Annotated in this window: 19 protein-coding genes and 1 pseudogene; 8 read left to right on the top strand and 12 right to left on the bottom strand. The window is 50.3% G+C overall.

From position 1 onward, the window contains the following. A pseudogene (locus tag WCX19_RS13325) lies at positions 1 to 411 on the bottom strand (S-layer protein); the annotation flags it as partial. Positions 412 to 852: 441 nt separating this feature from the next. On the opposite strand from WCX19_RS13325, the gene WCX19_RS13320 reads away from it, so the two are divergent. The 4 genes from WCX19_RS13320 (at position 853) to WCX19_RS13305 (ending at position 5,275) form a co-directional block, all read left to right on the top strand. Then, the gene (locus tag WCX19_RS13320; RefSeq protein ID WP_373008945.1) at positions 853 to 2,262 is read left to right on the top strand and encodes an SHOCT domain-containing protein; all 1,410 of its coding nucleotides are present in this window, start codon (positions 853 to 855) and stop codon (positions 2,260 to 2,262) included. A 912-nt stretch (positions 2,263 to 3,174) separates the two neighbouring features. Further along, complete coding sequence (locus WCX19_RS13315) at positions 3,175 to 3,846, top strand: M48 family metallopeptidase (RefSeq protein ID WP_373008943.1); 672 nt, start codon at positions 3,175 to 3,177, stop codon at positions 3,844 to 3,846. A 112-nt stretch (positions 3,847 to 3,958) separates the two neighbouring features. Further along, entirely contained in the window at positions 3,959 to 5,047 is a 1,089-nt protein-coding gene (locus tag WCX19_RS13310; RefSeq protein ID WP_373008941.1) for a glycosyltransferase, read from the top strand. A 9-nt stretch (positions 5,048 to 5,056) separates the two neighbouring features. Then, positions 5,057 to 5,275, top strand: a complete 219-nt coding sequence (locus WCX19_RS13305) for a hypothetical protein (RefSeq protein ID WP_373008939.1) — start codon at positions 5,057 to 5,059, stop codon at positions 5,273 to 5,275. Between the two features lie 226 nt (positions 5,276 to 5,501). Here WCX19_RS13305 and WCX19_RS13300 read toward each other — a convergent pair whose 3' ends face one another. The 5 genes from WCX19_RS13300 to modA all read right to left on the bottom strand — a co-directional run bounded on the left by WCX19_RS13300 (position 5,502) and on the right by modA (position 10,413). Then, positions 5,502 to 6,176: a CRISPR-associated endonuclease Cas6 gene (locus WCX19_RS13300; protein WP_373008937.1), complete on the bottom strand. Its 675-nt coding sequence runs from the start codon at positions 6,174 to 6,176 to the stop codon at positions 5,502 to 5,504. 233 nt (positions 6,177 to 6,409) lie between these two features. Next, on the bottom strand, positions 6,410 to 7,630 hold the full coding sequence (locus WCX19_RS13295; protein WP_373008935.1) for an ABC transporter substrate-binding protein: 1,221 nt from the start codon (positions 7,628 to 7,630) through the stop codon (positions 6,410 to 6,412). 245 nt (positions 7,631 to 7,875) lie between these two features. Then, entirely contained in the window at positions 7,876 to 8,574 is a 699-nt protein-coding gene (locus WCX19_RS13290) for a sulfate/molybdate ABC transporter ATP-binding protein (protein ID WP_373008933.1), read from the bottom strand. Beyond that, positions 8,567 to 9,388: an ABC transporter permease gene (locus WCX19_RS13285; RefSeq protein WP_373008931.1), complete on the bottom strand. Its 822-nt coding sequence runs from the start codon at positions 9,386 to 9,388 to the stop codon at positions 8,567 to 8,569. Before WCX19_RS13285 ends, WCX19_RS13290 begins: the two co-directional genes overlap by 8 nt. A gap of 77 nt (positions 9,389 to 9,465) precedes the next feature. Continuing rightward, positions 9,466 to 10,413 carry a molybdate ABC transporter substrate-binding protein gene (gene modA / locus WCX19_RS13280; protein ID WP_373008929.1) on the bottom strand — a complete coding sequence of 316 codons (948 nt, stop codon included), beginning with the start codon at positions 10,411 to 10,413 and terminating at the stop codon, positions 9,466 to 9,468. A 427-nt stretch (positions 10,414 to 10,840) separates the two neighbouring features. On the opposite strand from modA, the gene WCX19_RS13275 reads away from it, so the two are divergent. After that, positions 10,841 to 11,584, top strand: coding sequence for a metal-dependent hydrolase (locus tag WCX19_RS13275; protein ID WP_373008927.1), 744 nt, complete (start codon positions 10,841 to 10,843; stop codon positions 11,582 to 11,584). An 86-nt stretch (positions 11,585 to 11,670) separates the two neighbouring features. On the opposite strand, the gene WCX19_RS13270 is transcribed toward WCX19_RS13275, so the two are convergent. Beyond that, positions 11,671 to 15,213 carry a response regulator gene (locus WCX19_RS13270; protein ID WP_373008925.1) on the bottom strand — a complete coding sequence of 1,181 codons (3,543 nt, stop codon included), beginning with the start codon at positions 15,211 to 15,213 and terminating at the stop codon, positions 11,671 to 11,673. A gap of 148 nt (positions 15,214 to 15,361) precedes the next feature. Next, entirely contained in the window at positions 15,362 to 16,240 is an 879-nt protein-coding gene (gene nudC / locus WCX19_RS13265; RefSeq protein ID WP_373008923.1) for an NAD(+) diphosphatase, read from the bottom strand. A gap of 207 nt (positions 16,241 to 16,447) precedes the next feature. On the opposite strand from nudC, the gene WCX19_RS13260 reads away from it, so the two are divergent. From WCX19_RS13260 to WCX19_RS13250, 3 genes are all read left to right on the top strand, one after another. Beyond that, positions 16,448 to 17,440, top strand: coding sequence for a hypothetical protein (locus WCX19_RS13260; RefSeq protein ID WP_373008921.1), 993 nt, complete (start codon positions 16,448 to 16,450; stop codon positions 17,438 to 17,440). Between the two features lie 314 nt (positions 17,441 to 17,754). Next, on the top strand, positions 17,755 to 17,922 hold the full coding sequence (locus WCX19_RS13255) for a hypothetical protein (protein ID WP_373008919.1): 168 nt from the start codon (positions 17,755 to 17,757) through the stop codon (positions 17,920 to 17,922). 351 nt (positions 17,923 to 18,273) lie between these two features. Continuing rightward, entirely contained in the window at positions 18,274 to 19,017 is a 744-nt protein-coding gene (locus WCX19_RS13250) for a hypothetical protein (RefSeq protein WP_373008917.1), read from the top strand. Positions 19,018 to 19,328: 311 nt separating this feature from the next. On the opposite strand, the gene WCX19_RS13245 is transcribed toward WCX19_RS13250, so the two are convergent. The 4 genes from WCX19_RS13245 to WCX19_RS13230 all read right to left on the bottom strand — a co-directional run bounded on the left by WCX19_RS13245 (position 19,329) and on the right by WCX19_RS13230 (position 22,574). Further along, entirely contained in the window at positions 19,329 to 19,595 is a 267-nt protein-coding gene (locus tag WCX19_RS13245; protein WP_373008915.1) for an AbrB/MazE/SpoVT family DNA-binding domain-containing protein, read from the bottom strand. Between the two features lie 743 nt (positions 19,596 to 20,338). Beyond that, positions 20,339 to 20,713, bottom strand: coding sequence for a hypothetical protein (locus WCX19_RS13240; protein ID WP_373008913.1), 375 nt, complete (start codon positions 20,711 to 20,713; stop codon positions 20,339 to 20,341). 169 nt (positions 20,714 to 20,882) lie between these two features. Continuing rightward, the gene (locus tag WCX19_RS13235; protein WP_373008911.1) at positions 20,883 to 21,449 is read right to left on the bottom strand and encodes a hypothetical protein; all 567 of its coding nucleotides are present in this window, start codon (positions 21,447 to 21,449) and stop codon (positions 20,883 to 20,885) included. Beyond that, positions 21,450 to 22,574: an ATP/GTP-binding protein gene (locus tag WCX19_RS13230; RefSeq protein ID WP_373008909.1), complete on the bottom strand. Its 1,125-nt coding sequence runs from the start codon at positions 22,572 to 22,574 to the stop codon at positions 21,450 to 21,452. Positions 22,575 to 22,950 lie beyond the last annotated feature (376 nt).

The following is a 22,950-nucleotide window of genomic DNA, read 5'->3' as shown; positions in this document are numbered from 1 at the left end:
GATGTTCAGCGGAACAGTATACGTGCCGGCGGGTGCATCCGGGTTCACCTTTGCATGGAAGGTCACCGTTTTCCGGGTCTGGCTTTTGAGATCGCCGATCATCTGCGGATCGGATTTTATAACCAGCGGGGCGTCACCGGCTGACATCGTGACCGTGACATACTTTGCCGTAGTGGGGGGATCGTCGCGGTCGATGGTGCCCGATGCCACCTGCTTGTTCAGGCTCATGCCGTTGTTTTCTATTACTACCGCAATCTGGATGTCGCCGCCGGCCGCATATTCGTTGGTTCCCGCTGTATACGCAGTCAGATCCGGGCTGCCGTCCAGGTATTTTGTCCCGGCAAGGGCCGGCGCTATGAGGAGGAAGGTAAGTATTATCAGGATAGTTGCTTGGGCTCGTATCGATGCCATAGTGGGTGTCTCCTTACTGCATATCAAAAATGTGTTTTTCTATTGTACGTTAAAGGGTTATGTATTTTCTCCGGTTGTTTGATGAAACTCCTGTAAATACCTCCCGACAGACTTAATATCTAATAATTTTTTAGCGTTCTGTTGCAGATATCAAAAAAATTACCCGACACTGTTTTGAGGTCGTTGCTTTATAGTGCAAACAATTTGCTGTAAAATCAGCGGCATCTGTATGATAATCTGGTACGATGCTGCTGAAATTTATTGCCCGGGTCCTCTTTGTTTCCAGATTATTGTTGGATTGAGGGCATCTTCACTTTTTACCAGCACTTTCTGATACACTACCTCATATGTCATATCAGATAATTTTGGGATAGGACACATGAAAATCAAATAGGAATACATTTCAAATTGTGTTATCTATTTATGAATTCATAGAGAAAAATGAAAATAAACGAAATTGTACAATCGATAAAAAAAGATGCAAATACTCAACAAGGTGAGAGTGCCGACCAGATCCTCCTCGAAACAAGCCCGGAAAAAAGGAGTTTTATATTTAAGTATATCCTGGCATTCACTCCTTGTATCCTGGTTTTTGTCTCGATAATTATACGATATCTCCTGGATATTATTATCAGTACTTTTTCTACAGCCGTGAGCAGCACAATGGGAGATGTAACGGGCTCCGGGAGTTCAATAAATGATTTACTGCTCTTAAACGGAACACTGGCATCACAAGGCGCAACAAGTACACTTTTTCCCGGTTCAATGAATGGTATAAGTTCCGCTCTCTCATATGGGACAAACATATCCGTCTTAATGATTGCACCCGTCGGAATTTTCATTATTGTTGCTGCTATCGGATGGTCTTTGAGAATAGCCGAAATGTGGACCGGCGTTGCTTTGACATTGACCCTGAGCGGGGCCGTTGGGCTTTTGCTCGTTATAGCAACCGGGACCGGGGTCGTGCAGGATAAATTCCTGTTATACCTGCAATGGATCGCATTTCTTGTCCAGCCATTCAGTATTATTGCAACAATTATTGCCCTTGCATGGCTCGAAAAGTTCAGGAAGTCGATTCACTATACGATCACCGGGGCGGGGGTATCTTTTCGTGGAGGCATCTGGAAAAAACAGGAACACCTTCTCCCACACTCCCAGATTGGCATGGTTGTGCTGAAGCAAAACTTCTTTGGTTCCCGTTACAATTTTGGAACGGTAATCCCTGTCAGCAGCATGCGATGGGGTGAAGAAACCTCTTTACGGGGAATTGGTGCAGCAGGGCAAAAGGATAACTTTGGAGGTGGGATCATGTTTGCAAAAGGTCGCGAGGAGGCATCGCAATCTCCCCTCGATTGTCTTTATGGCATACCTGATCCAAAGACCGCACAAAAAATCCTCACAGAATTTTCTTCCCGACAAGCATTACACGAAGCGGAGCAGGTTTCCTATCTGAAGAAAATTTACGAGCAGGGTATTGCCGGCCCTATGACCGGTGGATCCGGAGTACCTTACAAAGTCCCCTCTGTAGTCACAAGATTCCCGGTAAATGACGAGAATATGGCAGAACCTCCCGGAAGAACAGACGCGGATGATAAAGTTTCAGAGGATCAAAAGACTGCAATAATCCGGGTAAATGATCCTGATACCCTGAAAACAACGACTGATCCTTTACGTAATACCATAAGAGAGATTCCTCCGGTTAAACAACCTAAAAGTGCTCCGGTACAAGCAATCCCTCCCGTTGAATCAATACCCGAACTCATACAAAAATTAGCCGAATTAAGAGATGCGGGGATCATCACAGAACAGGAATTTGATGCGAAGAAAGCAGAATTATTAAAGAGAATATGAGGCAGTTGCACAAGTTAAAAAAAAATCAACTCGATAGCAGAATTCGCGTACAATGGAGGATTTTTTTAAACCCTGTTTTTATACGATCTGCGATTAGTTTTGCGGTTGTAAATAGTACAAGCAAATCCTGCATTTTGCCAGTTACAGTACTTCTCTAAATTTTCCTTTGCAAACATCAGAATTTTAACAGGACTTGCCGAAGCGATTCCCGGACCCTTGGGGGTACCCCCACCTGGCAAGCCCGGAGTGGCACCCCCCACTCCCAAAAAGGAGATGTACCCCGACCCCCCGACCAATTTTTTTTAAAGCATGATACCCCCACCCTCCTGTCCGGGCATAAGAGGAGACCTGCCCCCCCTTTCCTGCATTCCCAAAACCTGTACTTCGCGTGGAGCCATCGTCTGAAGGTATGTTTTGCCGGCCGATTGCTTAGTGGGGGCAGGGGCCTCTTTTCTTGCTAAAGGGGTACCCCCGCTCCCAAAAAGGAGAGGTACCCTGACCCCCGACCGATTTTTTAAAAGCATGATACCCCCCCTCTTGTGGCCCGGGGGTGGGGGGGTGGCTGTTAAAAAAGATACTTCCGCTTCCAGATCTGGCTTATACGAATTTTTGGTGGTTCTTCATCTAACTTGAAAATAGAGAAGTACTGAGGTAATCGAAATTCCCAAGGGTATGTGTTCTGATAAATTTTCAACGATATTTTAAAGGTCAATTTACCCAAATGCCGAATTGAAAAAGTCTCTGCAACGACCTAACAAGTAGACCTTTAATTAAAGAGAGATTTTTGTTATGCGGGAACGGTTTTATTGTTGAACTCCTGATTTCATATCCGGGACTCTTTTGAAGGGATATCTCAACAAATCTACTTCAGGACAAACGATGCAATAATTTTAATTTGATGAGTGCCACGCCATGGAATCTCATTTGCCCGCAAAAATTATCCGGTCGCGCCGCCGGACCATCTCGCTTGAGATTACAAAAGATGCGGCCCTGATAGTACGGGCGCCACTCCGGGCCACGGACAGCTGTATTTTAGACCTGGTCCGTGAAAAGCAGGACTGGATCGAAAAGAAGATGGCTGAAATAAGAAGTCGTCCGGTCCCGCAAAAAAAAGAATTCGTCAATGGAGAGCCTTTCCTTTTTTTAGGGAAAACGTATTGCCTCGGAATATTATCCGGCAGCGATACCGGGATCTCTCTTGGTGAAAAACTGTACGTGGGCGAGCGACGGATGCCGGAGATCCGTAATCTCCTGCAGGACTGGTATGTACAGAAGGCAAAGGAGATTCTCCCGGCCCGGGTTGCCGGATATTCCGCAATTCTTGATTTTCGGCCAAAAAAGATCCGGATCTCAGATACCCGGCGGCGCTGGGCCTCGTGCAGCACATCAGGGACGCTCTCGTTCTGCTGGCGTCTTATCCTTGCCCCTCCCGAAGTGATCGATTACGTGATCGTTCACGAACTTGTCCACATGCGCCAGCCGGATCATTCGCCCCGGTTCTGGGAAAAAGTCCGGTCTGCAATGCCAGATTATGAGATCCATAAAGCCTGGCTGCGGGAAAACGAACTAATGCTTGAGATATAACTGCCACGTGGATACAACCGGGCCAGCGTGATTATTTTCCGTAAATGTTCCGGCAGGACGACAAGCATCTCAATATACTCTACTGGTAAATGATAGTTCAGGAAGTATCCAAATGGCGCACGTGCTGGTATCACCGCTGAACTGGGGGCTTGGCCACGCTACGCGCGACATCCCGGTGATCCGGACACTGCTTGCACACGGCCACGAGGTGACGATCGCTGCGTGCGGCAACGCCCTTTCGGTGCTCAGGAAGGAATTTCCGGACTGCCATTGGATCGAGTACCCGGATTACCCGATCCCCTTTGGTTCCGGGCACCTCTTTATCCCGAAGTTCTGCGCGACCCTGCCATTCCTGTTCCGGGCAACGGTACGGGAGCACGCGACCCTCGAGGCGATCCTGGCAAAAGACCGGTACGACCTTGTCATCAGCGACAACCGGCTGGGGGTCTACTCTTCCAGGGTCCCCTCGATCTTTATTTCCCACCAGCTCCACTACCACCTGCCGCTCCTGTACTGGCCGGTGGAGTGCCTCGGGATCTTGGTCAACCAGAACCTCCATGAGCGGTACGACCGCATCATCGTACCCGACAATCCCCCGGGTCCGCTCTCCCTTGCCGGCAAACTCTCCCGGCCTCAAACGGATGTAGCACGTGAACGGGTCTTCTTCTCGGGCATCCTGTCCGGCACCCGACAGATCGCGTGCACGCAGGATCTCGATTATCTTGTGGTGATTTCAGGACCCGAGCCGCAGCGGACGTTTCTTGAAAAGACCATTCTTGCTAACTTAAAAAACCTCGACGGCTCCGGTGTCGTGCTGCTGGGCAGCCCGCAGAAGCCACGGGCAGCGACCCGGATCGGGGACTGGACCTGCGTCTCGTATGTGTCCACGGAAGAGAAGGTTGAGTTGATGAACCGGGCGCAGTGCGTGATCTGCCGTTCGGGATACACGACCATGATGGAACTTGCCGAGCTCGGGAAGGACCGGGCGCTGTTGATCCCGACCCCTGGTCAGACCGAACAGGAGTACCTCTCGTGGTACTACGAGCAGAATGGCTGGTATCATTCGCAGGACCAGAATCATCTGGATCTTAAAGACGACCTCGAGCTGGCCCGGCGGTACCGGGGATTCCCGGCGATGCCAAAGACCTCGGCAAACACCAGACGGCTTTACGACGAGATACTGGCGGAGTATCTGGAATGAGGTACTGCCATGGATGACCTTGTGGTGTCTGGCGTCATTGCCTTCGTGATCTTTTATGCAGGCATTGTGCTTGTGGCGTACGGGATCCTCCGGCTGGCGGTTATGATGGTACGGGCATTCCTAACCGGGAATTATCTTTTGGTGGGCGGGATTGTTGCCTGCATTGCGATGGCGGTCTTGTTGTACGTGGCGATCGGGTTATGGCTGCGGAAGACCGGGATCATCTAAAAGGAGGACCATGACCGGCCGGTACCGGGTCGCGTGATCCTGCTGAAAACGGGTTATGGATACACTGGTCGTACGGATCCTCCCGGCATCCTGATACCGCTAACCAGAACCATCCACAAAATACTCTTGCGAACCTGTTGTTATCAGATATCAGGGAAAGCATGTTTTATAATTTCTGCACGAGGGTAGCACGCAAACTCCGGCGGCCCGGAATTATCAAACCCGATTACCCTTTCCGAATCCCCCGGTAAATCCTTCTCACCGCTCCATACCCCAGCGAGACCGATTTCCCGATTCCAAGATAATCCGGTATCAGGAAATTTACCTGAAATTTTCCCGTAAATGTCATGACGCTGACACCTTTGAGCCGATCTTTCTGGAAATGAAGATTCGTGTCACAGGTAACAGGAGCGGTAACGTCATAATCCAGTGATTTTGAAAGCGAGAGGATGGTATCGACCAATATCTTCTGTACAAATTCATCCCGTGCAGGTTTTCCCGTGAGCTTGTAGAACCTCTTGTAATTTTCCTGGGTGAGTGCAAGCCACGGTGTGGCAAATTCATATGAGTGACTTGTATCCGAAAGTCCGAACTCTTCATCCCGGATGGAAATATCGTGTTCGGCAATCCGGTACGTATCCGGGCCCACTTGTATTTCCCGTGATTCATCGGCAAGCTCTTTGAGGAACACGGCCCCTTCGTTGATGCCAATGACGGTGGGAAAATCCTTAATTATTTTAGACTGCACGACCGGGTACCGGTGGATGAACGTTTCATCTTCCTGCCGGTGGAGTTCGGTATATTCGGCAAACTTCCTCGCAAAATACTCGCGTAGTTCCGGCGCAGAGCCGTGGACCGGACGGCTGGTGTCAAACGTCAGGGTGAGGGTGTGAAGGATCATATCATCAGGACTCCCCGGTCTTGGGGTATGAATCTGGTTTTAGGATTATACCAGATATAACGTTTCATTACATGAAATGGTGCGGATGATAAGACCCGCATTGAAAATGGTTTTGCAGTTTATTGTTGGTCCAGAGGAGCCCCCATCAGATTTTTGTTATTTTGACAGGTTCACACATCTGGTCCCCCTCTGCCGGAAAATCCTAAACCCCCTCGTATTCCCGTACAGGTCACCTACGGTGCCGGAACGAGCCGTGGCATCCGTTCGCCAATCGCAACCACCGTGCCGTTTTTGATCTCCATCAATGTCACGGACTTATCCGGTACCTGCGACTGGTTCCGGTACGATATCGTGCCGGTGAGCCCATCGTACCCTTGTACGGCAGAGAGCCCTTCACGCAGGTCCGCTGATGACGGGGATGCAGTCATTGCCTGTGCCACCACGTTTACCGCATCGTATCCGAGCGCGGAAAAGGCATTCGGTTCCTCTCCGAACTCCGTGTAATACCGCTTGATAAATGCAGTCACTGCCTTGTCATTTGATGACGTGCTGATATCGGCATGGGTTGTATAATAGACCTGGTCTGCACCCGGCCCGATCGTGCCTGCCAGCTGAGGCGAATCAAGCGAGTCCCCGCCAATTATGGGGGCAGTGATCCCCGCTTCCCGCACCGCACGGATCACGGCGCCGCAGTCCGCCGGCCCGCATGCGACAAACACGACATCGGGATGGGTAGTGCCAATCCCTGATTTGATACTGGCAGAGGAATATGTCGCCGCTCCACCCTCATACAGTACGCTACTGGTAATATTTCCCCCTCCCGTAGTGAACCGTTCCGTGAAATACCGTGAGAGAAGGCGCGTATATTCCATCGAACGGTCCGTGATGACGGCAGCCGTTGTTGCGTGCAAATCGGACTCTGCAAATTCCGCTGCTGCTGCTGCCTGGGTGTTATCCGCAAAACAGGAAAGGTAGAGATAGCCTGGCACCTGTGCCGGAAGGAGCGGTGAAGTCGCACCGGACGTAACAAAAACAACGCCGGACTTTGCTGCAACCTGTGCGGCCGGGAGCACCATATCTGAATCGCTCATACCAATCAGTACCTGCACGTGATCTTCGTTGATGAGCCGGGAAGCTGCCGCAGCGATCTCAGTCGTATTTGTCCTGCCATCGTACAGGATCAGGTTGATGTTCCTGCCATGTATGCCGCCGCGTTCGTTTACCTCCCACGCGGCAAGCCGTGCCCCCTGTGCGGAGGGAATATCAAGGGACGACTGCGACCCGTTCAGGTTGTAAATCGCACCGATGCGGATAGTATCGGTAGATTTTAAATTATCAGGGGTCGTAAGCACGATGACCGCAACTAAAATGGCGGCAAGGATCACGGCCCCGACAAGGACAAACAGGAGCCGTCCATCAGATTCAGTTTTCTGTGGCTGATTTTTCTTTTTCATGGATCTTTCCTCATCACAAGTCTTCATGATCCTGTGCAGGGATCAGATAATGGCCTCTCGTTCCTACTATCCGTGGGAAGCGGCCTGCTTTAAGCCTGCCGGCTTTTACTTCTCTCATGCATAAAAAAAGAGAAAACTAAAAAAGCAATTCGACGTCGGATTATTGTTGCACATGACGATCCTTTCAGGGTTGGTCGAAAAAAATGTCGGGATGCACCCTTTTTCAGGCAGGGGCCGTTTCACGTTCACTTGCAGTGGCAGACAGAACAGATCTCCGGCATCTCGCTTGGGATACCCTCCCACTCTTTCCTGCCCTGGCAGAGCACGCAGGCCCGGTCGCCAATGTCTGTACTGTCGGTTACCCGGTGCGTTACGACAATGCAGGGTATCTGTATCTTTTTTACAAACCGGCGCGTGAGATCCTTTACGGCCTGCGTGCTCTCCACGTCAAGTGCGGTGAAAGGCTCGTCCATCATCAGGAGACCGGGTTCGATGACAAGGGCCCGGGCAAGCGCGACCCTCTGCTTCTGCCCACCGGAAAGGTTCCCGGCTTTGACATCGGCAAGGTCTCCAATGTGCATACGGTCCATCCAGAGCGCGACGCGTTCTGCTATGACAGAGCGCCCGATGTGCCGGGCGCGAAGGCCGAATGCAACGTTGTCGCGTACGGTCATGCAGGGAAATACGGCGGAGTTCTGGAGGACATACCCGATCCGGCGATCTTCGACCGGAACGTCGACATCATCTTTAGTCCTGCAGAGACACTGATTATTCAGGGTAATCGTCGCGGTATCGGCCTCAATCAGGCCCGAGATAATATTGAGTGTGGTTGACTTGCCGGACCCGTTTCCCCCCATCAGTACCATAATCTCCCCGGGTTGCACGGTAAGTGCGAAGTCAAGAGTAAAATCGCGGAGTCGTTTTACCATCACTGCTTCAAGCACGTTCCGCCTCCCTCTTCTGGATTATGCGAACTGCGATCATGATCGTAAACGAGATGATTACAAGCAGGATCGAGATCGTCAGCCCGACATTGACATTGCCCTGCATGCCCACGTACACTGCGAGCGGCATGGTCTGGGTCACCCCGGGCAGGTTGCCGGCAAACATGATCGTCGCGCCAAACTCCCCGAGCGCCCGGCCAAAGGTCATGACCGCGCCCGAAATAAGACCGCTTGCCGTCATGGGGAGGGTGACAAGTGTCAGGGTTCGCAGCGACGAGGCCCCAAGCGTCCGTGCAGTCTGCTCGTAGGCCGGGTCCAGCTGTTCAAAGAGCGACTTTGCCTGACGGAGATAGAACGGGGATGCGACAAAGATCTGCGCCATGATTACCGCAAGCGTGGTAAATGCAAGCGGGATCCCGAGCATGTTGAAGTATTTGCCAAGAAGCCCGACCCGGCCATAGAGGACGAGAAGTGCGACACCAGCGACGGCCGGTGGAAGGACAAGCGGGAGATCGATAAGGGTATCCACGACAACTTTTCCCGGGTATGAGTACCGGCAGTGGTAATAGGCAAACGGCGTCCCGACAAGGATAACCACGGCAAGGGTGATACATGTCGTAAAAAGGCTCAGCCAGAGTGCACTTATCACCTCGGGGTCGTGGATGGTGGCAAAAAACATGTCCGGCGAGATCCGGATAAAGAGTGCGAGAATCGGCAGGGCAAGGTACAGCGTAACCCCAACGATCAGGATACCTGCGGCAAGATACGTAAGGTTGCGTCGGTAATTTTTTGGCCGGAACCGTTTTGGTATCATGTGTCCGCGCTTCTTTTCCGGCAGGTCTGCCGGCCGGCCCGGCTCATAATAAAAAAAAGTTGTAATTTTTTAAAGATTTATGGGGAGGTAAATCCGTACTGCGCAAGGATCTGCTGGCCGGCTGAGGAGAGCATGAACTGCTCGAATTCGGCTGCGACAGCCTTGTTGGAGCTCCCCTTGAGGATCCCTATCGTGTAGGTCTGGAGATAGTTGTCCTTCTTTGGGATGGTGATGGACTGGTACGTTCCTTTTGCCGCTGCGGTTGCCGTGGACTGGTACACAAATCCTGCATCAACTTCGCCAAGGGACACCTTGGTCGCAACGGAGGGCTCGGAAGTCTCATAGGTCACGACGTTCTTAATCACTGCCGTCTTCCAGGTCTGACCATACGAGGAGTTTGCACTGTTGTTTATGACCGCAGCTGTCGCGGTACCGACCGGGACGGTACCTGCTGCCATGGCAATCTTCACACCGGGTTTAGCAAGGTCAGAGAGAGACTTGATGTTCGCCGGGTTGGATGCGGGCAGAATGACAATCACGTAGTTTGTCGTCAGCGTCTTTACTGAGTCGTTGACAAAGTAGTTCTCGCTCTTGAGGGTGTTTGTGTAGGCGTTGCTTGCCGAGATAAAGACATCAGCGTAAGCACCAGCTTCAACCTGGGTCTTTAAGGCCTGGGTCCCGTCAAGGTTAAAGACAACCTTATGGGGGGGGTAAGCTGCGGTAAATGCCGAGCTAATTGCCGGGGATGCACCGGATAACGATGCTGCGGTATAGGCGACAAGGTTGCCTTGCGTTGCTGTGTAGGTCGGGGCCGGTGTCGCGGTCGTTACAACCTTGGTCGGGACAGCGGTTGTGGCTGTTGCTACGGGTGTGGCTACCGTGGTTACCGGTACCGTAGTTGCAACGGTGGTGGCCGGGGTACTTGTCGTGCTCTGCGTGCAGCCGGCAAAGAGTGCCGATACAAGCAGGAGTCCGAAAACCATACTGATGAGGGCAAGTTTAGATGGTGTCAGTGTTTTTTTCATGACTTCACAATCCTCTGAATTAATTTTTCCAGATATACTTTCACCGGAGACTAATTAAGAATTTTGTTTTATTTTTTTAAGAAAGATACTATTTGTAGTTACCTTGACCGACCGGGTTAACACAAATAATACTGCGGTATTATGGAGATGTGAGTGTTCCGGGCCCCTGAACGTGGCAAATAAGCCTTTTTGATAGATCAATGTTAAACAATTTTAATTTATTTTTACAAAAAATAAGTACAATCCTAATACTTATATGCAAATACCGCCCAGAATTATCTGGTAAAATACAAGGAACCACGTGTGCCAGATTCGGTTTTTACTGGCCTCCGGTCCCTTTTTCATTGAACCCAAAACAGGCCGCTCCACGAACCGGAAATCATTTCGGTCATTTCTGGAGCGCTATATACGTGAGGAGGATCCCGTCATGATCACCCGGCATCATATGGCACTTGCCCTGATGTGCGCTCTTATTCTCTGTAGCGCCTTCTTTCTGTCAAACCCGCTCATGATGGCACTCGTCATCGCCGGTACCTGCATCGGTGTACTTTTACCGGACATCCAAATGACCCGGCCAAAACATCATTCGCTCCGCACGGTTGCCTGGCTGATCGTGCAGTTTCCCCGGAGGATCTACGCGCCGGCCCTGTGCCGGATCTATTCTCACACCCGGCATCCGGTTCCGGATCCCGCGGATAAAAGGCTGATCCACTCAATTCCCGGTGTCCTGTTTGTGTATGCGTGCACGTGTGTACTCCTGCTTATCCCGTCATATGCAACCGGCAATGTCCTCATTACCCGATCGGCCGCTGCATTTCTTGGCGGTGTAATTCTGGGCATGGGACTCCACCTGGTCGAAGATCTCTGCACGAGAAAAGGTATTTTCCCGTTCTTCCCGTTCAGCCCCTGGATGGTTTCCGGTTCCATCCGTCCCTGCGACAAGACCGATCCCCGGATCGCCCAGTACCATATCCAGCACTGCACGGTGCTCCTCGTTTTTTTCGGCCTCGATAACCTGGGGATTCTTGCACCCGAACTCTTTTTGCCGATCAGTATTGCCGGTCTTGGCATCTGCCTTGGTACCATGGTGTACTTTTCGGAAATCTCGATACGGTGTGATCCCGGATCGGCAGGTGACGTGAAGATACCCTCCCCTGCGAAAAGTACCTGAATGATTAACGATGGCTAAAAAAAGTACGGGCCCATCTGACCTTTACAACGTTTACTTCACTAAAAAAGACGGGTAATCCGGGTCGCTCACTCTTTTGGCCGGTATCCCTTTGTAAAGGCAAGTGTAACGAGCTCTTCCAGTTGCGCTTCCTGCCGTCCTGTTATCCGCCGGCCTCTCTGGAGCAGCCGTCCGAGCTTGACGATCTTAATCCGGTCCGCGTGAGTAAGTGCATCTGTATTGTGCGCCCATTTCATGAGATCGAACCACTGCTGGCGGCTGAATGCCGGACTGATTGTTTCTGGTACCTGATCCCCCCCGGAGGTAGGTTCACCACCGGTTTCACCCGTCTCATCATCACCGGTTTCTTTGCCTGCTGCAATATTCCCTGCTTCGCCAGGTTCACCAGCATCCGGTTCAATGCTGTTATCCCCGGGTGTATCTGTTTCATTATTCACGTCAGGTTCAAAAAGATCCCTTTCTCCCACATCACCCGGAACAGCGGAAACCGGGGTTGCATCCGGTAAGTCGCTGACATCGAGTTCTTTGGACTCTTCAAAGAGGTCTTCAACACTCTGGATCCTGACCTGCGACGCACCTGTTCCTGCGGGGGCTTCGGTCTTTTTTAAATGTGCAAGCGCCGGCTGCTGTACTGGCACCGGGAAATTTATCTCTTTACGGGAAAGTGCCTGTGGCCCATGCATGATCACGGCGGGAAGGTCCGGCCCTTTTGCGACCATCGCGTGGTTTTGTACCGGAATTTCTTCTATTATTGCAGGTGAGATCCGGGTGCTTTTCCTGAGGGCTGCAAGGGCGTCTTTTGCCACTGCACACTCCTCTTGTGCCGCATGACGCTCTTCTTTTTCTGCTGCAAGTGCAGCGTCGGCTTCCTCGATCTCTGTCGAGAGGGCCCGGAGTGCTGCCTCTTTTGTTGCCTGCTCCCGCTCGGCATCGCGGAGCTGTTCTTCAAGCGATCGCTGACGGTCAAGTGCAATTTTGAGATCGTCCCCGAGTTTTTTAAGATTGGCTTCACGGTGCGCGTCTTCTGTTGCCTTTGTACCCGTTATGGCCCGCAGTTGTTGTTCCACCAGTTCCTTCTCACGGGCCACACGCGCGAGCGTCTCCTCTGCCGTACTATGCGCCTCGCGCTCTGATATGAGATTATCCGAAAGGTCCTGAACTTTAGCGAGGAGTTCCCGTTCCTTTGCGGCGGCCTGTTCACATCTGGCATTTACGGTTTGCTCGATATTCCCTTTCGCAAGAGTTACCTCCGAGAGTTTCTCTTCAGCTGTGCGCCGCGCCTCTTGTTCAGATGCGAGATTATCCGAAAGGTCCTGAACTTTAGCGAGGAGTTCACGCTCCTTTTCTGCGGCCTGTTCACATCTGGCATTTACGGTTTGCTCGATATTCCCTTTCGCAAGAGTTACCTCGGAGAGTTTCTCTTCAGCTGTGCGCCGCGCTTCTTGTTCAGATGCGAGATTATCCGAAAGGTCCTGGATTTTAGCGAGGAGTTCACGCTCCTTTTCTGCGGCCTGTTCACATCTGGCATTTACGGTTTGCTCGATGTTCCCTTTCGCAAGAGTTACCTCGGAGAGTTTCTCTTCAGCTGTGCGCCGCGCTTCTTGTTCAGATGTGAGATTATCCGAAAGGTCCTGAACTTTAGCGAGGAGTTCACGTTCCTTTTCTGCGGCCTGTTCACATCTGGCATTAGATGTTTGCTCGATATTCCCTTTCGCGAGAGTTACCTCTGATAGTTTCTCTTCGGCATCATGGCGCACCCGCCGCTCGGTCTCCAGTTCTTCCCGGATCTGCTCCATCTCGGACGCAGCTGAGCGGGTCAGCTTATCGGACTGCGCCTTTGCGAGTACGACCGAGGCCAATTCGTCACTGAGACTCTTATGCGCAGCAGCTGTGGCATCCCGCTCCTGTTCTGCACTCTTCAGATCGTCCCGGGTTTTCTCCAGGTCTTGCCGGACTTCACCGAGACTCGTGTTGAGTGCCCGTACCTCGATGTCCTTTGCCTCCGCAATCTCTTTTACGCTCGTTTCCGCGCCGGCACGCAGGCGTTTTTCCTCTTCAAGGGAGGCGACAGTAGTATCGAGTCGTTCTTTTAATGCCTGTAGTTCACCTGCGATCTGATCCTTAACTGAGGTTATACGCACGAGGTTGGATTCGAGTGTCGTGCTTTTCTGGCGCTCGGCTCCTACCGATTCCGTGAGCGTGTCGTACTTTTGCTGGAGCGTGTCACGATGCTCCATGAGCGTCCCTTTTTCAGCGACAAAACCCGCCTCTTTTTTTGCCGCTTCCTGAGCGAGTTCGCTGTACTGCTGCTCGGCACGGGTCCGGCGGTCTTTTTCTGCGGCCAGTTCATCGGTGAGCCGCAGGCATTCCTGTGACTGCTGCTTTGCCTTTTCGGTGATGTCCTCTACCATCAGCCGGAGATCCTGCTCGGACCGGCCTTTCTCTAAAAGGACGGATTTGACTTCCAGCTCTGCAGCCTCTGCCCGGCTCTTCTCGCCAGCGAGGTCACTCTTGAGCTGCTCGATCTCCATCGAGCGGGTGCCAAGCGCCCTTTTTGATTCTTCATAGTCCTGCGTGAGCCCGGTAAGTTGTGTCTCCAGCGCCTCCCGGTGACCGGAGACCTCTGCGAGTTCTTTTTTTGCCGCCGTCAGATCAACGCGGGTCTGTTCGAGATCCCGGTTCAGGGTCTCTGCATCGCCGCGAAGGGCATGTTCGAGTTCATCCTTTTCAGTCCCGAGCGTACGGATTGTATCTTCTGCTTCTGCAAACCGGGCACGGGTTGTTTCCAGTTCCTGCGTGAGTGTAGCCAGTTCTGCCTTTGTCCCGGTAACGACCGTCTCGCGCTCTTCAAGACGGGAGCGCAGTGCATCTCCCTCTTTTTTTTGCCCGGCAAGTGCGTTTCTCGCAGTTTCCAGATCCCGGGCCTGCCCGTTTGTGATTGTCTGGAGCCGGGCAATTTCCGTGCCAAGTTCGCTGGTCCGCTCTACTACCCGGCGTTCGAGCGTGGATTTCAGGCCGTCAAGCGCTCTCTGTGTCTGTCCCAGTTCTGCGGCCCGGCCGACTGCCATCTCAAATGAGGAGAGTAAGAATTCCAAAAGTTTCCTGCGATCTGCCGTGATCACATAATCGCGGTCTTCGTGATGTATCTTGAACTGCGTTCTGATTTTCTCCGGATCCGGTTTTTCGACCGGGGACGTGAGCATCAGATCGACAAGTGAGAGAAGATAGGGGGGATCATACGGACGCGCGATAAAGTTGTCTGCATTGCTGTCAAGAACGATTAAGAGGTCGCCAAGGCTTGCGACTCCGGTGACGAGGAGCACGGGGATCTTCCAGAGATCATCATCCGTTTTTATCTCCCGGCAGACATTATAACCGTCCAGTTCCGGGCTGGTGGTGTCGCAGATGAGAAGGTTGGGTTTTCCTGCCCGGATACTCTCAAGCAGATCCGTGCTTTCGGTAAAAAGAGTGATCCGGTACCCCTGGGGGGTCAGCTGCCCGATTAGCTGCTGGGAATCCCGGTCATCTTTACAGAGAATGAAGATATCGATGGCACTCTCTCCACCATGGATGTCTTCATCTGTACCTGATGGTTCAGAATTCGTCTCCATTGCTCTCTAACAGAATTAAAAGGCCTAATATTATATCTATGTTTATATCGCCTGCAGTTACCCGAATCGCCGGCTGCACGCATGAGCACCGTGCGTTATTTTCCTGATTTTTTCTGATATTACCTCATAAAAAAAGGGTTTTCGCGTTTTAAGACTGCATATTTCCCCGGTCCACCCAACGGTCGATGAGCGCCCGTGAAATGCTCATGGGTGCGGGAAGCGGCGGGAGGTTGTCACGGCCAAACCAGCCTGCCGAGATAATCTCGTTGTCGTCGATTTCGATCTCACCTTCTGCGTACTGGGCAACAAACCCGATCATGAGGGAATCGGGAAACGGCCAGGGTTCGCTCGCGAAGTACCTGAGGTTTTTTACCACGAGGCCCACTTCTTCTTTTACCTCGCGATGGACGGCGTGCTCCAGCGTCTCGCCCGATTCTACGAAGCCGGCGATCACGCTGTGCATCCCGGCCGGGAACCGGGGCGAACGGGCGAGCAGGATCTTTTCGCCCCGGGTGATGAGAACAATGATCGCCGGCGAGATGCGTGGATAGACAACAAGGCCGCAGGCCGGGCACTTCTTTGCCCGCTCTAAGAAAACCGGCGCGGTCGCAGTCCCGCACCGGCCGCAGAACCGTGTCGCTTTTGCAGACGTAATAATCCTTACTGCAAAGGCTGCTATGGCGACATCCTCGTCCGGTATCCTGCCGTAGAGTTCCCGCACACCGGAGATAACCCGCCCCTCCGGAACGGGGGCACCCTCCGGCAGTTCTGCCGCGTAGCAGGGAACCGTGCCCCGGTGCCCGAGATATTCAACAAGACCGGTGGCGAGGTTGGAGGGCAGCGGACAGGCCTCCGCATAGATCTGCGGTATATCGCCATCGCGGATAGCCACACCCTTGTCGGAAACGAGCACAAAGAGTGCACCTGCCGGGACGACCGCCGGTTCCGGGAACTGCTGGGTGAGCGTGGTGACCGAGAATACGGCACGGTGGGGTTTTGGATCAGTATGAGCGGGGCGGGAGGTCATCAGAATACTCGCGATCGTTTCTAGGAAAACGTTTGTACCGGCCTATGATAAACCAGCGGTTCCCCCCGGCAGGTTGCTCCACCGTATAAAAGATCACAACAATTCCGTCACTTTCTTTGTTCGTATTCCTTATCTCCCCGGAGCGCTAAAACAGTACCCTCTGCCGGTACGAAAAACTGTACCCGGCTTTCTGGAAGTCCCCGATCTATGTCTTCTTTCACCACCTGCTTCATGATTGCCATCGTTTTTATGGCTGCCGTCATTACTGCCGGCTGTACCGCGCAAAACCCGAGTGCCATACCTGTAGCGCAGGTCAGCCCGACCGTTACAGGCACGTCTGCTGCTGAAATTTCTGCGACGCCTGCGGAAACGCCCAACGGGACCAGCCCGGTTCCGACCGCCGCCCACCCGCTAAAAGCCACTCCGTCTGTCCAGACGACCGTGGAGATTCCGGCCGGATCGATCGCGCAGTATTATCCCTATACTTTAAACGGGAAGACCGGTATAATTCCCCTGACGCTCTCGACATCCGTCTATAATGACTACCAGAAAAAAGCAGCGCCTTTGTCGAGCGGGGGAAACGGCTCGTATTTCCTTAGTTACATAAACGATCCCGAACAGCAGCCGGCCATTGCGGCGCTCGCAGCGGCCATCAAAGGCATCAGTGCCGACCCGTCAGACCAGGTACGGATCGCCGCAAGCCTCGTCCAGCATATTCCTTATTATGATGGTCAGATGCACCAGTACCCATACGAAGTGCTCTATGCCGGGAAAGGGACAAGTGGTGAAAAATCGCTGTTGCTTGCCTCGCTCTTAAATGAACTCGGTCTCGGCTCGGCGGTCTTCTCGTTTGCCGATGAGAATCACCTGACAGCCGGGATCAGTGCTCCTTCTCCCTACGATTACAATGGAACCGGCTATGCTCTGATCGAGACGACAGAACCCACCATTATCACCGATGACTCATCCATCTTCCCGTCTGGCCGGCTGCATTCCACGCCGGAAGTAGTTGTTGTCGGGAATGGCAGGTCCATGAGTGCCGTGGCGCTTGACTATAAGGATGCCATTGCATGGATGAATGTCAAAAAGAACAGTGATCATCTTTCGGACATGCAATACCGGCAGTGGGAAGCGCTTGACACAAAGTACGACCTGAGTTACTATACCTGCCAGAAATGCAAACTTCCGGTAACGGCATGATTCTCACATGCTTTTTTTTAGGATCTGTGTCCTGAAATCTGAACGGCCTCCACTGCTCACAAAAAAAGGTTGTATACGTTTTTTAGATTTTCATCGCTTTGATGCGAAGTCTTTGACTTTATTCGGGTTTTTAATGGGGATTGGAACCTCAAGCCATCGCGCTTTGCGACATTACCGGGTGTGAAGTACACTGAATATGTTAAACCTGTCGGCCGAAATATAACAAACATCGAAAACTCTATAAGGTCTTTTTCGATAAAACTGTTGGAATAACCGGTGGATATCGGTTTTTTCGTAATAGAGGATGATGGTTGATGGCTACGAATTTTAAGTGTGAAACCTGCAGTGGTTTTGTAAAACAGACAGAGCTCCTGATGCCCCGGTGCAGTAATGCCGGCGGCTGCCCGCTTTCTGAACCCAAGATCTTCCGGCTTGCACGGCACGGCTGCCCGATCTGGTCGCCGCATCCTTGCGCGGAGTAACCGGACCCTTTTCTTTTTTCAGGCATTTATTCATTGTTTGCCGGATAAAATGCCGACGTAATCCGGGATCGTTCCTCGCGGTAATGGTTTTTTCGCCTCGCATTTGTACCACCGTTTTCTCTGTGTCTTAATACGCCGCCATCCCTTGTTTTCCCGTTGTGATCTTCCCGCTGGAACAAAACCGGTTTGTTCCCCCGATACCGGCCGGCATAAGCGTGCCCGTGCTACAATCACCTTCGCAACCTGCTTTGGACCTTGCGGTTGTTCCCGGATGAACCGGCGATTGCATCTGTGGCCCTGCATCGGCCGTGATAAATACCTTAATAGTCCATACGGCCAAGAGAAAAACAGATGAAAGAGGATACCCGGTGGAAACTGCTTGTGGCCCTTGGGCTTGTCACGCTCTCCCTTGCGCTCTATACCGTCCACTTCCTGATCTTCCAGGACGCACAGCACATTCTGATCTATCTTGTCGGCGACATTGCGTTTCTCCCGATCGAAGTGCTGGTCGTTACGCTGATCATCGACGAGATGCTTGAGTCGCGGGAGAAACAGCAGCGCATGGAGAAACTTAACCTGGTCATCGGTACCTTCTTCTCGACTGAAGGCACGCCGCTTCTTGCCCTGCTCGCCAGGGCAGATCCGAAGGTGGCAGAGTTGCGGCGCGAGCTCGTGGTACGCGATACCTGGACTCCTGCGCAGTTCCGGGACCTGCACGCGTACCTTACAACGCATCCCTGCGGCGTCAGCATCGATCATCTTGACCGGCAGACCCTGCAGGAGTTCCTGTTCGCCCACGAGGAGTTTGTTCTGCGGATCGTGGAGAACCCGATGGTATTCGAGCACGAGTCCTTCACCGGGCTTATGCTCGCGCTCGGCCACCTGACCGAGGAGTTAAAAGCCCGCAAAGGTCTCGCCACCCTGCCCCCTGCCGATCGCGTGCATCTCGAACGCGATGCGAACCGGGTATATACCGCGCTGATCGATGAGTGGCTCCGGTACATGGAATACATCCGTGGCCAGTACCCGTATCTCTTCTCGCTTGCGATGCGGACAAACCCGTTCGATGAGTCGGCTTCTGTGGTGGTTTCATAAGGGGCTGTGTCAGCGGGTGCCGGTAAAAAATATCCGGTCCGGTGCCGGATATTTTCCGGAAATTGCCCGCCCGGAACCCGGGACTTTTTTTTTTAATTTTTATCTGCTGAGCCGGACTTTTTCCGGATTTGTCACAAGCATTTGCAAACTTTTTGAAACTGTTCAGCGGTTAAGTCGCACTATTTTCCGGAATCCCTAACTCAAAACCTGAACTTTTCAAAAAAATATATCGCCGGGCCGGATTGTCCAACTTTTTGCTTTGTAGAATTTATTAAGAATTACCTGACGCATCCGATGGAAGATTTTCGACTTTAAGACCGCGTAGATGAAAATATTGGCATCAATGAACCGTAACTTTCCTTAAGTTCCTTGCGAAGCTCGTGGTAGTCGCCGAAATGTTCTGCATCTACGATAACGGCATCTATGAACCGTGAAAGATCAGTATTCGCGGGTCGGATTTCCAGCCGGTCCTTTTCGTCCACAATAACCACGGAGCTGGTTTTGTGCCGGTTCCGCCAGGCTTTTGGCAGGGTGATGCGTCCCTGTGCATCGACCGGCCGAATCTCCACTTTGGACATAATTATCGTATGTTTTCACCATATTATGGATTTCCTCCCCGTTTGCGGACAATGTGGAACAGTCGAAAGTAACCCCGCATTTGAACCGGGATAATGATGAGGGCTGATGCCTCCTCCATACCTCCGCAAGCGAGAAGTTCCGCCGCCCACGTAGCGGATCAAGCGAACAAATTTTCGGGAAAGATCGCTCCGCCACAAATCTCATTCCACCGTATGAGACACCATCGCAACCGGGGGATGCCCGTGCGGCGGGGGCGCGAGCCCCCAAGAGCACGCTCTCCTGAAGATTTTAGAAAATTCCTGTCGATAAATCACTGAAAAACAGCGTATCTGTCCTCCCGGATACCCTTTCGGTCGTTCCAAAAGCACAATAATAGTAGATCCCCGCTATTTTCGCATAAAACCCGATCGCATTTTTCCCGATCAGGAACCCCCTTTATTTTTCGACCGTAATGCCCTTCCGGTCGCAGGTGAGATCCCGGACAACCTGTAGATCGACCGGTTTTTCACGATTACAGGAAGGCCACTAAATTGCACGGTTTTTTCTTCGTTAAAACGCCCTGTTTCAAAAAATACCGATTTAAACCAAAAATCGTGGAGAGGATTGGCACTATTTCCACTGGAACTTCCGGGACCCGGTTCCGGCCCGGAACCTCTCCGACGGAGAAACGATCATGGAAAACCGTGAGTCCGGCCACACCCCCATTTATAAAGGGAGTCTGTCTGAACAGTGGCGTAGCACTCTACCGGACGTGCGGGTTGGTGTAATCGTCAGGCCCCCACCACTCTATCTCAGACACAACGGTCGGCAGGACACGGAGCCGCCGCCAGACCCGCTCGTGCTGCGTACGGAGCCAGAGTTCCCGGGGGATCCAGGGAGGAAATGGCAGCGCACGGACCTCGCGGAGATCGTCCGGCAGGAGATCTTCATACATCGTGTCCGGATTGATCTGGTACCGGGTCTGCCGGACCCGGACAATACAGGCAGCACCCGGTTTGAAGATAAAAAGATCGTAAGGAAGGTCCGGGTGTTCGTTTGTCTGCCAGCGGTAGCCCATCCGTTCAGCGAACTTTTTTGCTTCGTCAATGGCTGCGGTCGGTTTTCTCCCCCGGGTCATTTTTTTAATGTGGGGGTTGGGGGGTTGAAGGGTTTGTGGTTGGAGTGAAGGGTGAGAATCTCCCAACCCTATCCTAGTATTCATGAGCGAACAACCTAGGAAAATCGTATTAATCTCGGATCGAACGATTCCCAGAAAAAGGATTTATCAAAAGGACTTGAGATTAGGACTATCTATAGCAAGTTTTGAATTCTTGAACCCATTCAGGATTAGTTGATAGATAATCACGAACAATTGCCAATCGTTTGCTTCTATCTCGGCATAGGTCTATTTTTTTTCCAATTGATCTCTCAATTTCGATCTCTAAATTTTTTGGAATAATAAATATTTTTTGTGCTTCAGAGAGACAATAACAAAATGTCGATATAGTATCTAAATTCATTCCTAAATCGTCTCGAAGTTTCTTTCGTAATTCACGCAACGTTTTCTTATTATCGGAATCAAGTAAGACACAAATTTCTACCGAACTTGGAATTGATCTCAATATCTGCAAAAATTGATGAATGCAGTTGTCTTTATTTTTCTCATTCTTTATTATCGCTTTTAGATGCCTCGAATAGCGTCGCGAATGAAAATCAAACAAAAAATCGCGAATAATTTTTTGTTCTCCCCCACGGGTTTTCAATATTTTATCGTGTGAAAATTGCAGATATTTTATTGATAGAGATTTCAAGATTTCTTCTATACACTCTTGATCGTGATCACCCTCACATAAAAAAATATAAGGTCCCGTCAATCAAATTCCCCTTAAATCATTATTGAATTCATACACATTTTTTGTGGCTTGGGAAATATCGTAATCAATCTTTTTTATCATTCCCTTATCTAAAACCATCAGGGAAATCAATACGGTCTTTCCTCTTTTTGATTTATTGGCATAATCAATAGTTTCTTGAATTAGATCATAACTATGGGATGTCATAAAAATTTGAACATTATATTTTTTCGAAAGTAAAAAAATTTGTTCGACTATAATTTTTAAGTAACCGGGATGTAAATGATTTTCAGGTTCCTCAATTAATAAAATTTTATTTTTCGCTTTAATCATGTTATAGACTAAATTTAAGAAAACAAGAACTCCTTCACCATAATGACCATAAGGTAACCAATAGGATTCATTATCTTTTTTGTAAAGGATACCCTCTTCAATTAATTTTTCAAATCCCTCTATTATATTAGACTCTCTTACACTATCTTCGAGATCTTTCAATTTATTGAGTTCTTCCAAAAAACTGGTATCCAGTTTATTTTCATCGGACAATGTAATTACATTACCCTGTTTTGACTTCTCGAATAAGTCTGTATAAAATGTTCGGAAAAAATCAATCCCAAACCTATCGTCAACTCCTCTTTTTTTAGTTTGATGAATTTTCTTTAGTTCTTTTTTAAAATTTTCTTCTGCTTTATCATATTGTCGAAATTTTTTATAATATGGGAAAAAATGGATCTTATTATTCGATTCGATTACTGTCATAAAATCAAAATGCTTGAATATTAGATTTTTTAATTCGTTTTCCTTGTAAATTTTATAAGTTTTAAGGGTTTTTTCAATCAAAGAATTCAATTTTTCATTTGTTGCATTTTGATACTTTGTTTCAATATTTTCAAGACTCTTAAAAAATCTTATTTTGTTAATATCACTCTCTATTATTCCGGTCGTTGCACCATTTTTTATCTCTAAATGGGGATAAACAATAGAATCTGAAGGAATACCCATTGAGAATAAAAAATCAATAGCATGCATTAATGAGGTTTTTCCAGTATTATTCCTGCCAATAATGAGATTGATTTGCTTAGGAGAATATTGTAGATTATCAAGACCCCTATAATTTGAAATGGATAATTTTTTCAGTCTCACCATACCTTATCCATGTTATGAAATGCTATTAAGTTTATCTATCCATAACTCCCCTATTTTCACTCCTAATATCTACTCAATTTTGGCAAATTCCAAAAAAGTCAGCGTCGTCACCCGGCTTGGATAATAATCGGGTTACTCGCAGTGCCAAGGATCGTGATGTTCCATGGGGGAAAACATTTGATACGGTTCGCTCCAACTGTAAAGCGGCACGCAAAAAACATGCATCATTCAGGATCCCATAATGGTATCATATACCCCACAATCCGCAGTAAAAAACAGATCCCTTCCATTATAAACCAACCACAAGATCTTTGTACAATGAGCCTAAAAATAAAAATATGGCAATAATTGAGGGATTTGATGAAGAATCGATCCT

Source organism: Methanoregula sp., from assembly GCF_041663825.1.
In the GTDB taxonomy this organism is placed as follows: domain Archaea; phylum Halobacteriota; class Methanomicrobia; order Methanomicrobiales; family Methanospirillaceae; genus Methanoregula.
This window is presented reverse-complemented; position numbering and strand designations above follow the sequence as displayed.

What these genes read in the sequence shown, in the direction of transcription:
- WCX19_RS13320 (WP_373008945.1), top strand. Translation starts at nt 853, where the DNA reads ATGAAAATAAACGAAATTGTACAATCGATAAAAAAAGATGCAAATACT.
- WCX19_RS13315 (WP_373008943.1), top strand. Translation starts at nt 3,175, where the DNA reads ATGGAATCTCATTTGCCCGCAAAAATTATCCGGTCGCGCCGCCGGACC.
- WCX19_RS13310 (WP_373008941.1), top strand. Translation starts at nt 3,959, where the DNA reads ATGGCGCACGTGCTGGTATCACCGCTGAACTGGGGGCTTGGCCACGCT.
- WCX19_RS13305 (WP_373008939.1), top strand. Translation starts at nt 5,057, where the DNA reads ATGGATGACCTTGTGGTGTCTGGCGTCATTGCCTTCGTGATCTTTTAT.
- WCX19_RS13300 (WP_373008937.1), bottom strand. Translation starts at nt 6,176, where the DNA reads ATGATCCTTCACACCCTCACCCTGACGTTTGACACCAGCCGTCCGGTC.
- WCX19_RS13295 (WP_373008935.1), bottom strand. Translation starts at nt 7,630, where the DNA reads ATGAAAAAGAAAAATCAGCCACAGAAAACTGAATCTGATGGACGGCTC.
- WCX19_RS13285 (WP_373008931.1), bottom strand. Translation starts at nt 9,388, where the DNA reads ATGATACCAAAACGGTTCCGGCCAAAAAATTACCGACGCAACCTTACG.
- modA (WP_373008929.1), bottom strand. Translation starts at nt 10,413, where the DNA reads ATGAAAAAAACACTGACACCATCTAAACTTGCCCTCATCAGTATGGTT.
- WCX19_RS13275 (WP_373008927.1), top strand. Translation starts at nt 10,841, where the DNA reads ATGATCACCCGGCATCATATGGCACTTGCCCTGATGTGCGCTCTTATT.
- WCX19_RS13270 (WP_373008925.1), bottom strand. Translation starts at nt 15,213, where the DNA reads ATGGAGACGAATTCTGAACCATCAGGTACAGATGAAGACATCCATGGT.
- nudC (WP_373008923.1), bottom strand. Translation starts at nt 16,240, where the DNA reads ATGACCTCCCGCCCCGCTCATACTGATCCAAAACCCCACCGTGCCGTA.
- WCX19_RS13260 (WP_373008921.1), top strand. Translation starts at nt 16,448, where the DNA reads ATGTCTTCTTTCACCACCTGCTTCATGATTGCCATCGTTTTTATGGCT.
- WCX19_RS13255 (WP_373008919.1), top strand. Translation starts at nt 17,755, where the DNA reads ATGGCTACGAATTTTAAGTGTGAAACCTGCAGTGGTTTTGTAAAACAG.
- WCX19_RS13250 (WP_373008917.1), top strand. Translation starts at nt 18,274, where the DNA reads ATGAAAGAGGATACCCGGTGGAAACTGCTTGTGGCCCTTGGGCTTGTC.
- WCX19_RS13245 (WP_373008915.1), bottom strand. Translation starts at nt 19,595, where the DNA reads ATGTCCAAAGTGGAGATTCGGCCGGTCGATGCACAGGGACGCATCACC.
- WCX19_RS13240 (WP_373008913.1), bottom strand. Translation starts at nt 20,713, where the DNA reads ATGACCCGGGGGAGAAAACCGACCGCAGCCATTGACGAAGCAAAAAAG.
- WCX19_RS13230 (WP_373008909.1), bottom strand. Translation starts at nt 22,574, where the DNA reads ATGGTGAGACTGAAAAAATTATCCATTTCAAATTATAGGGGTCTTGAT.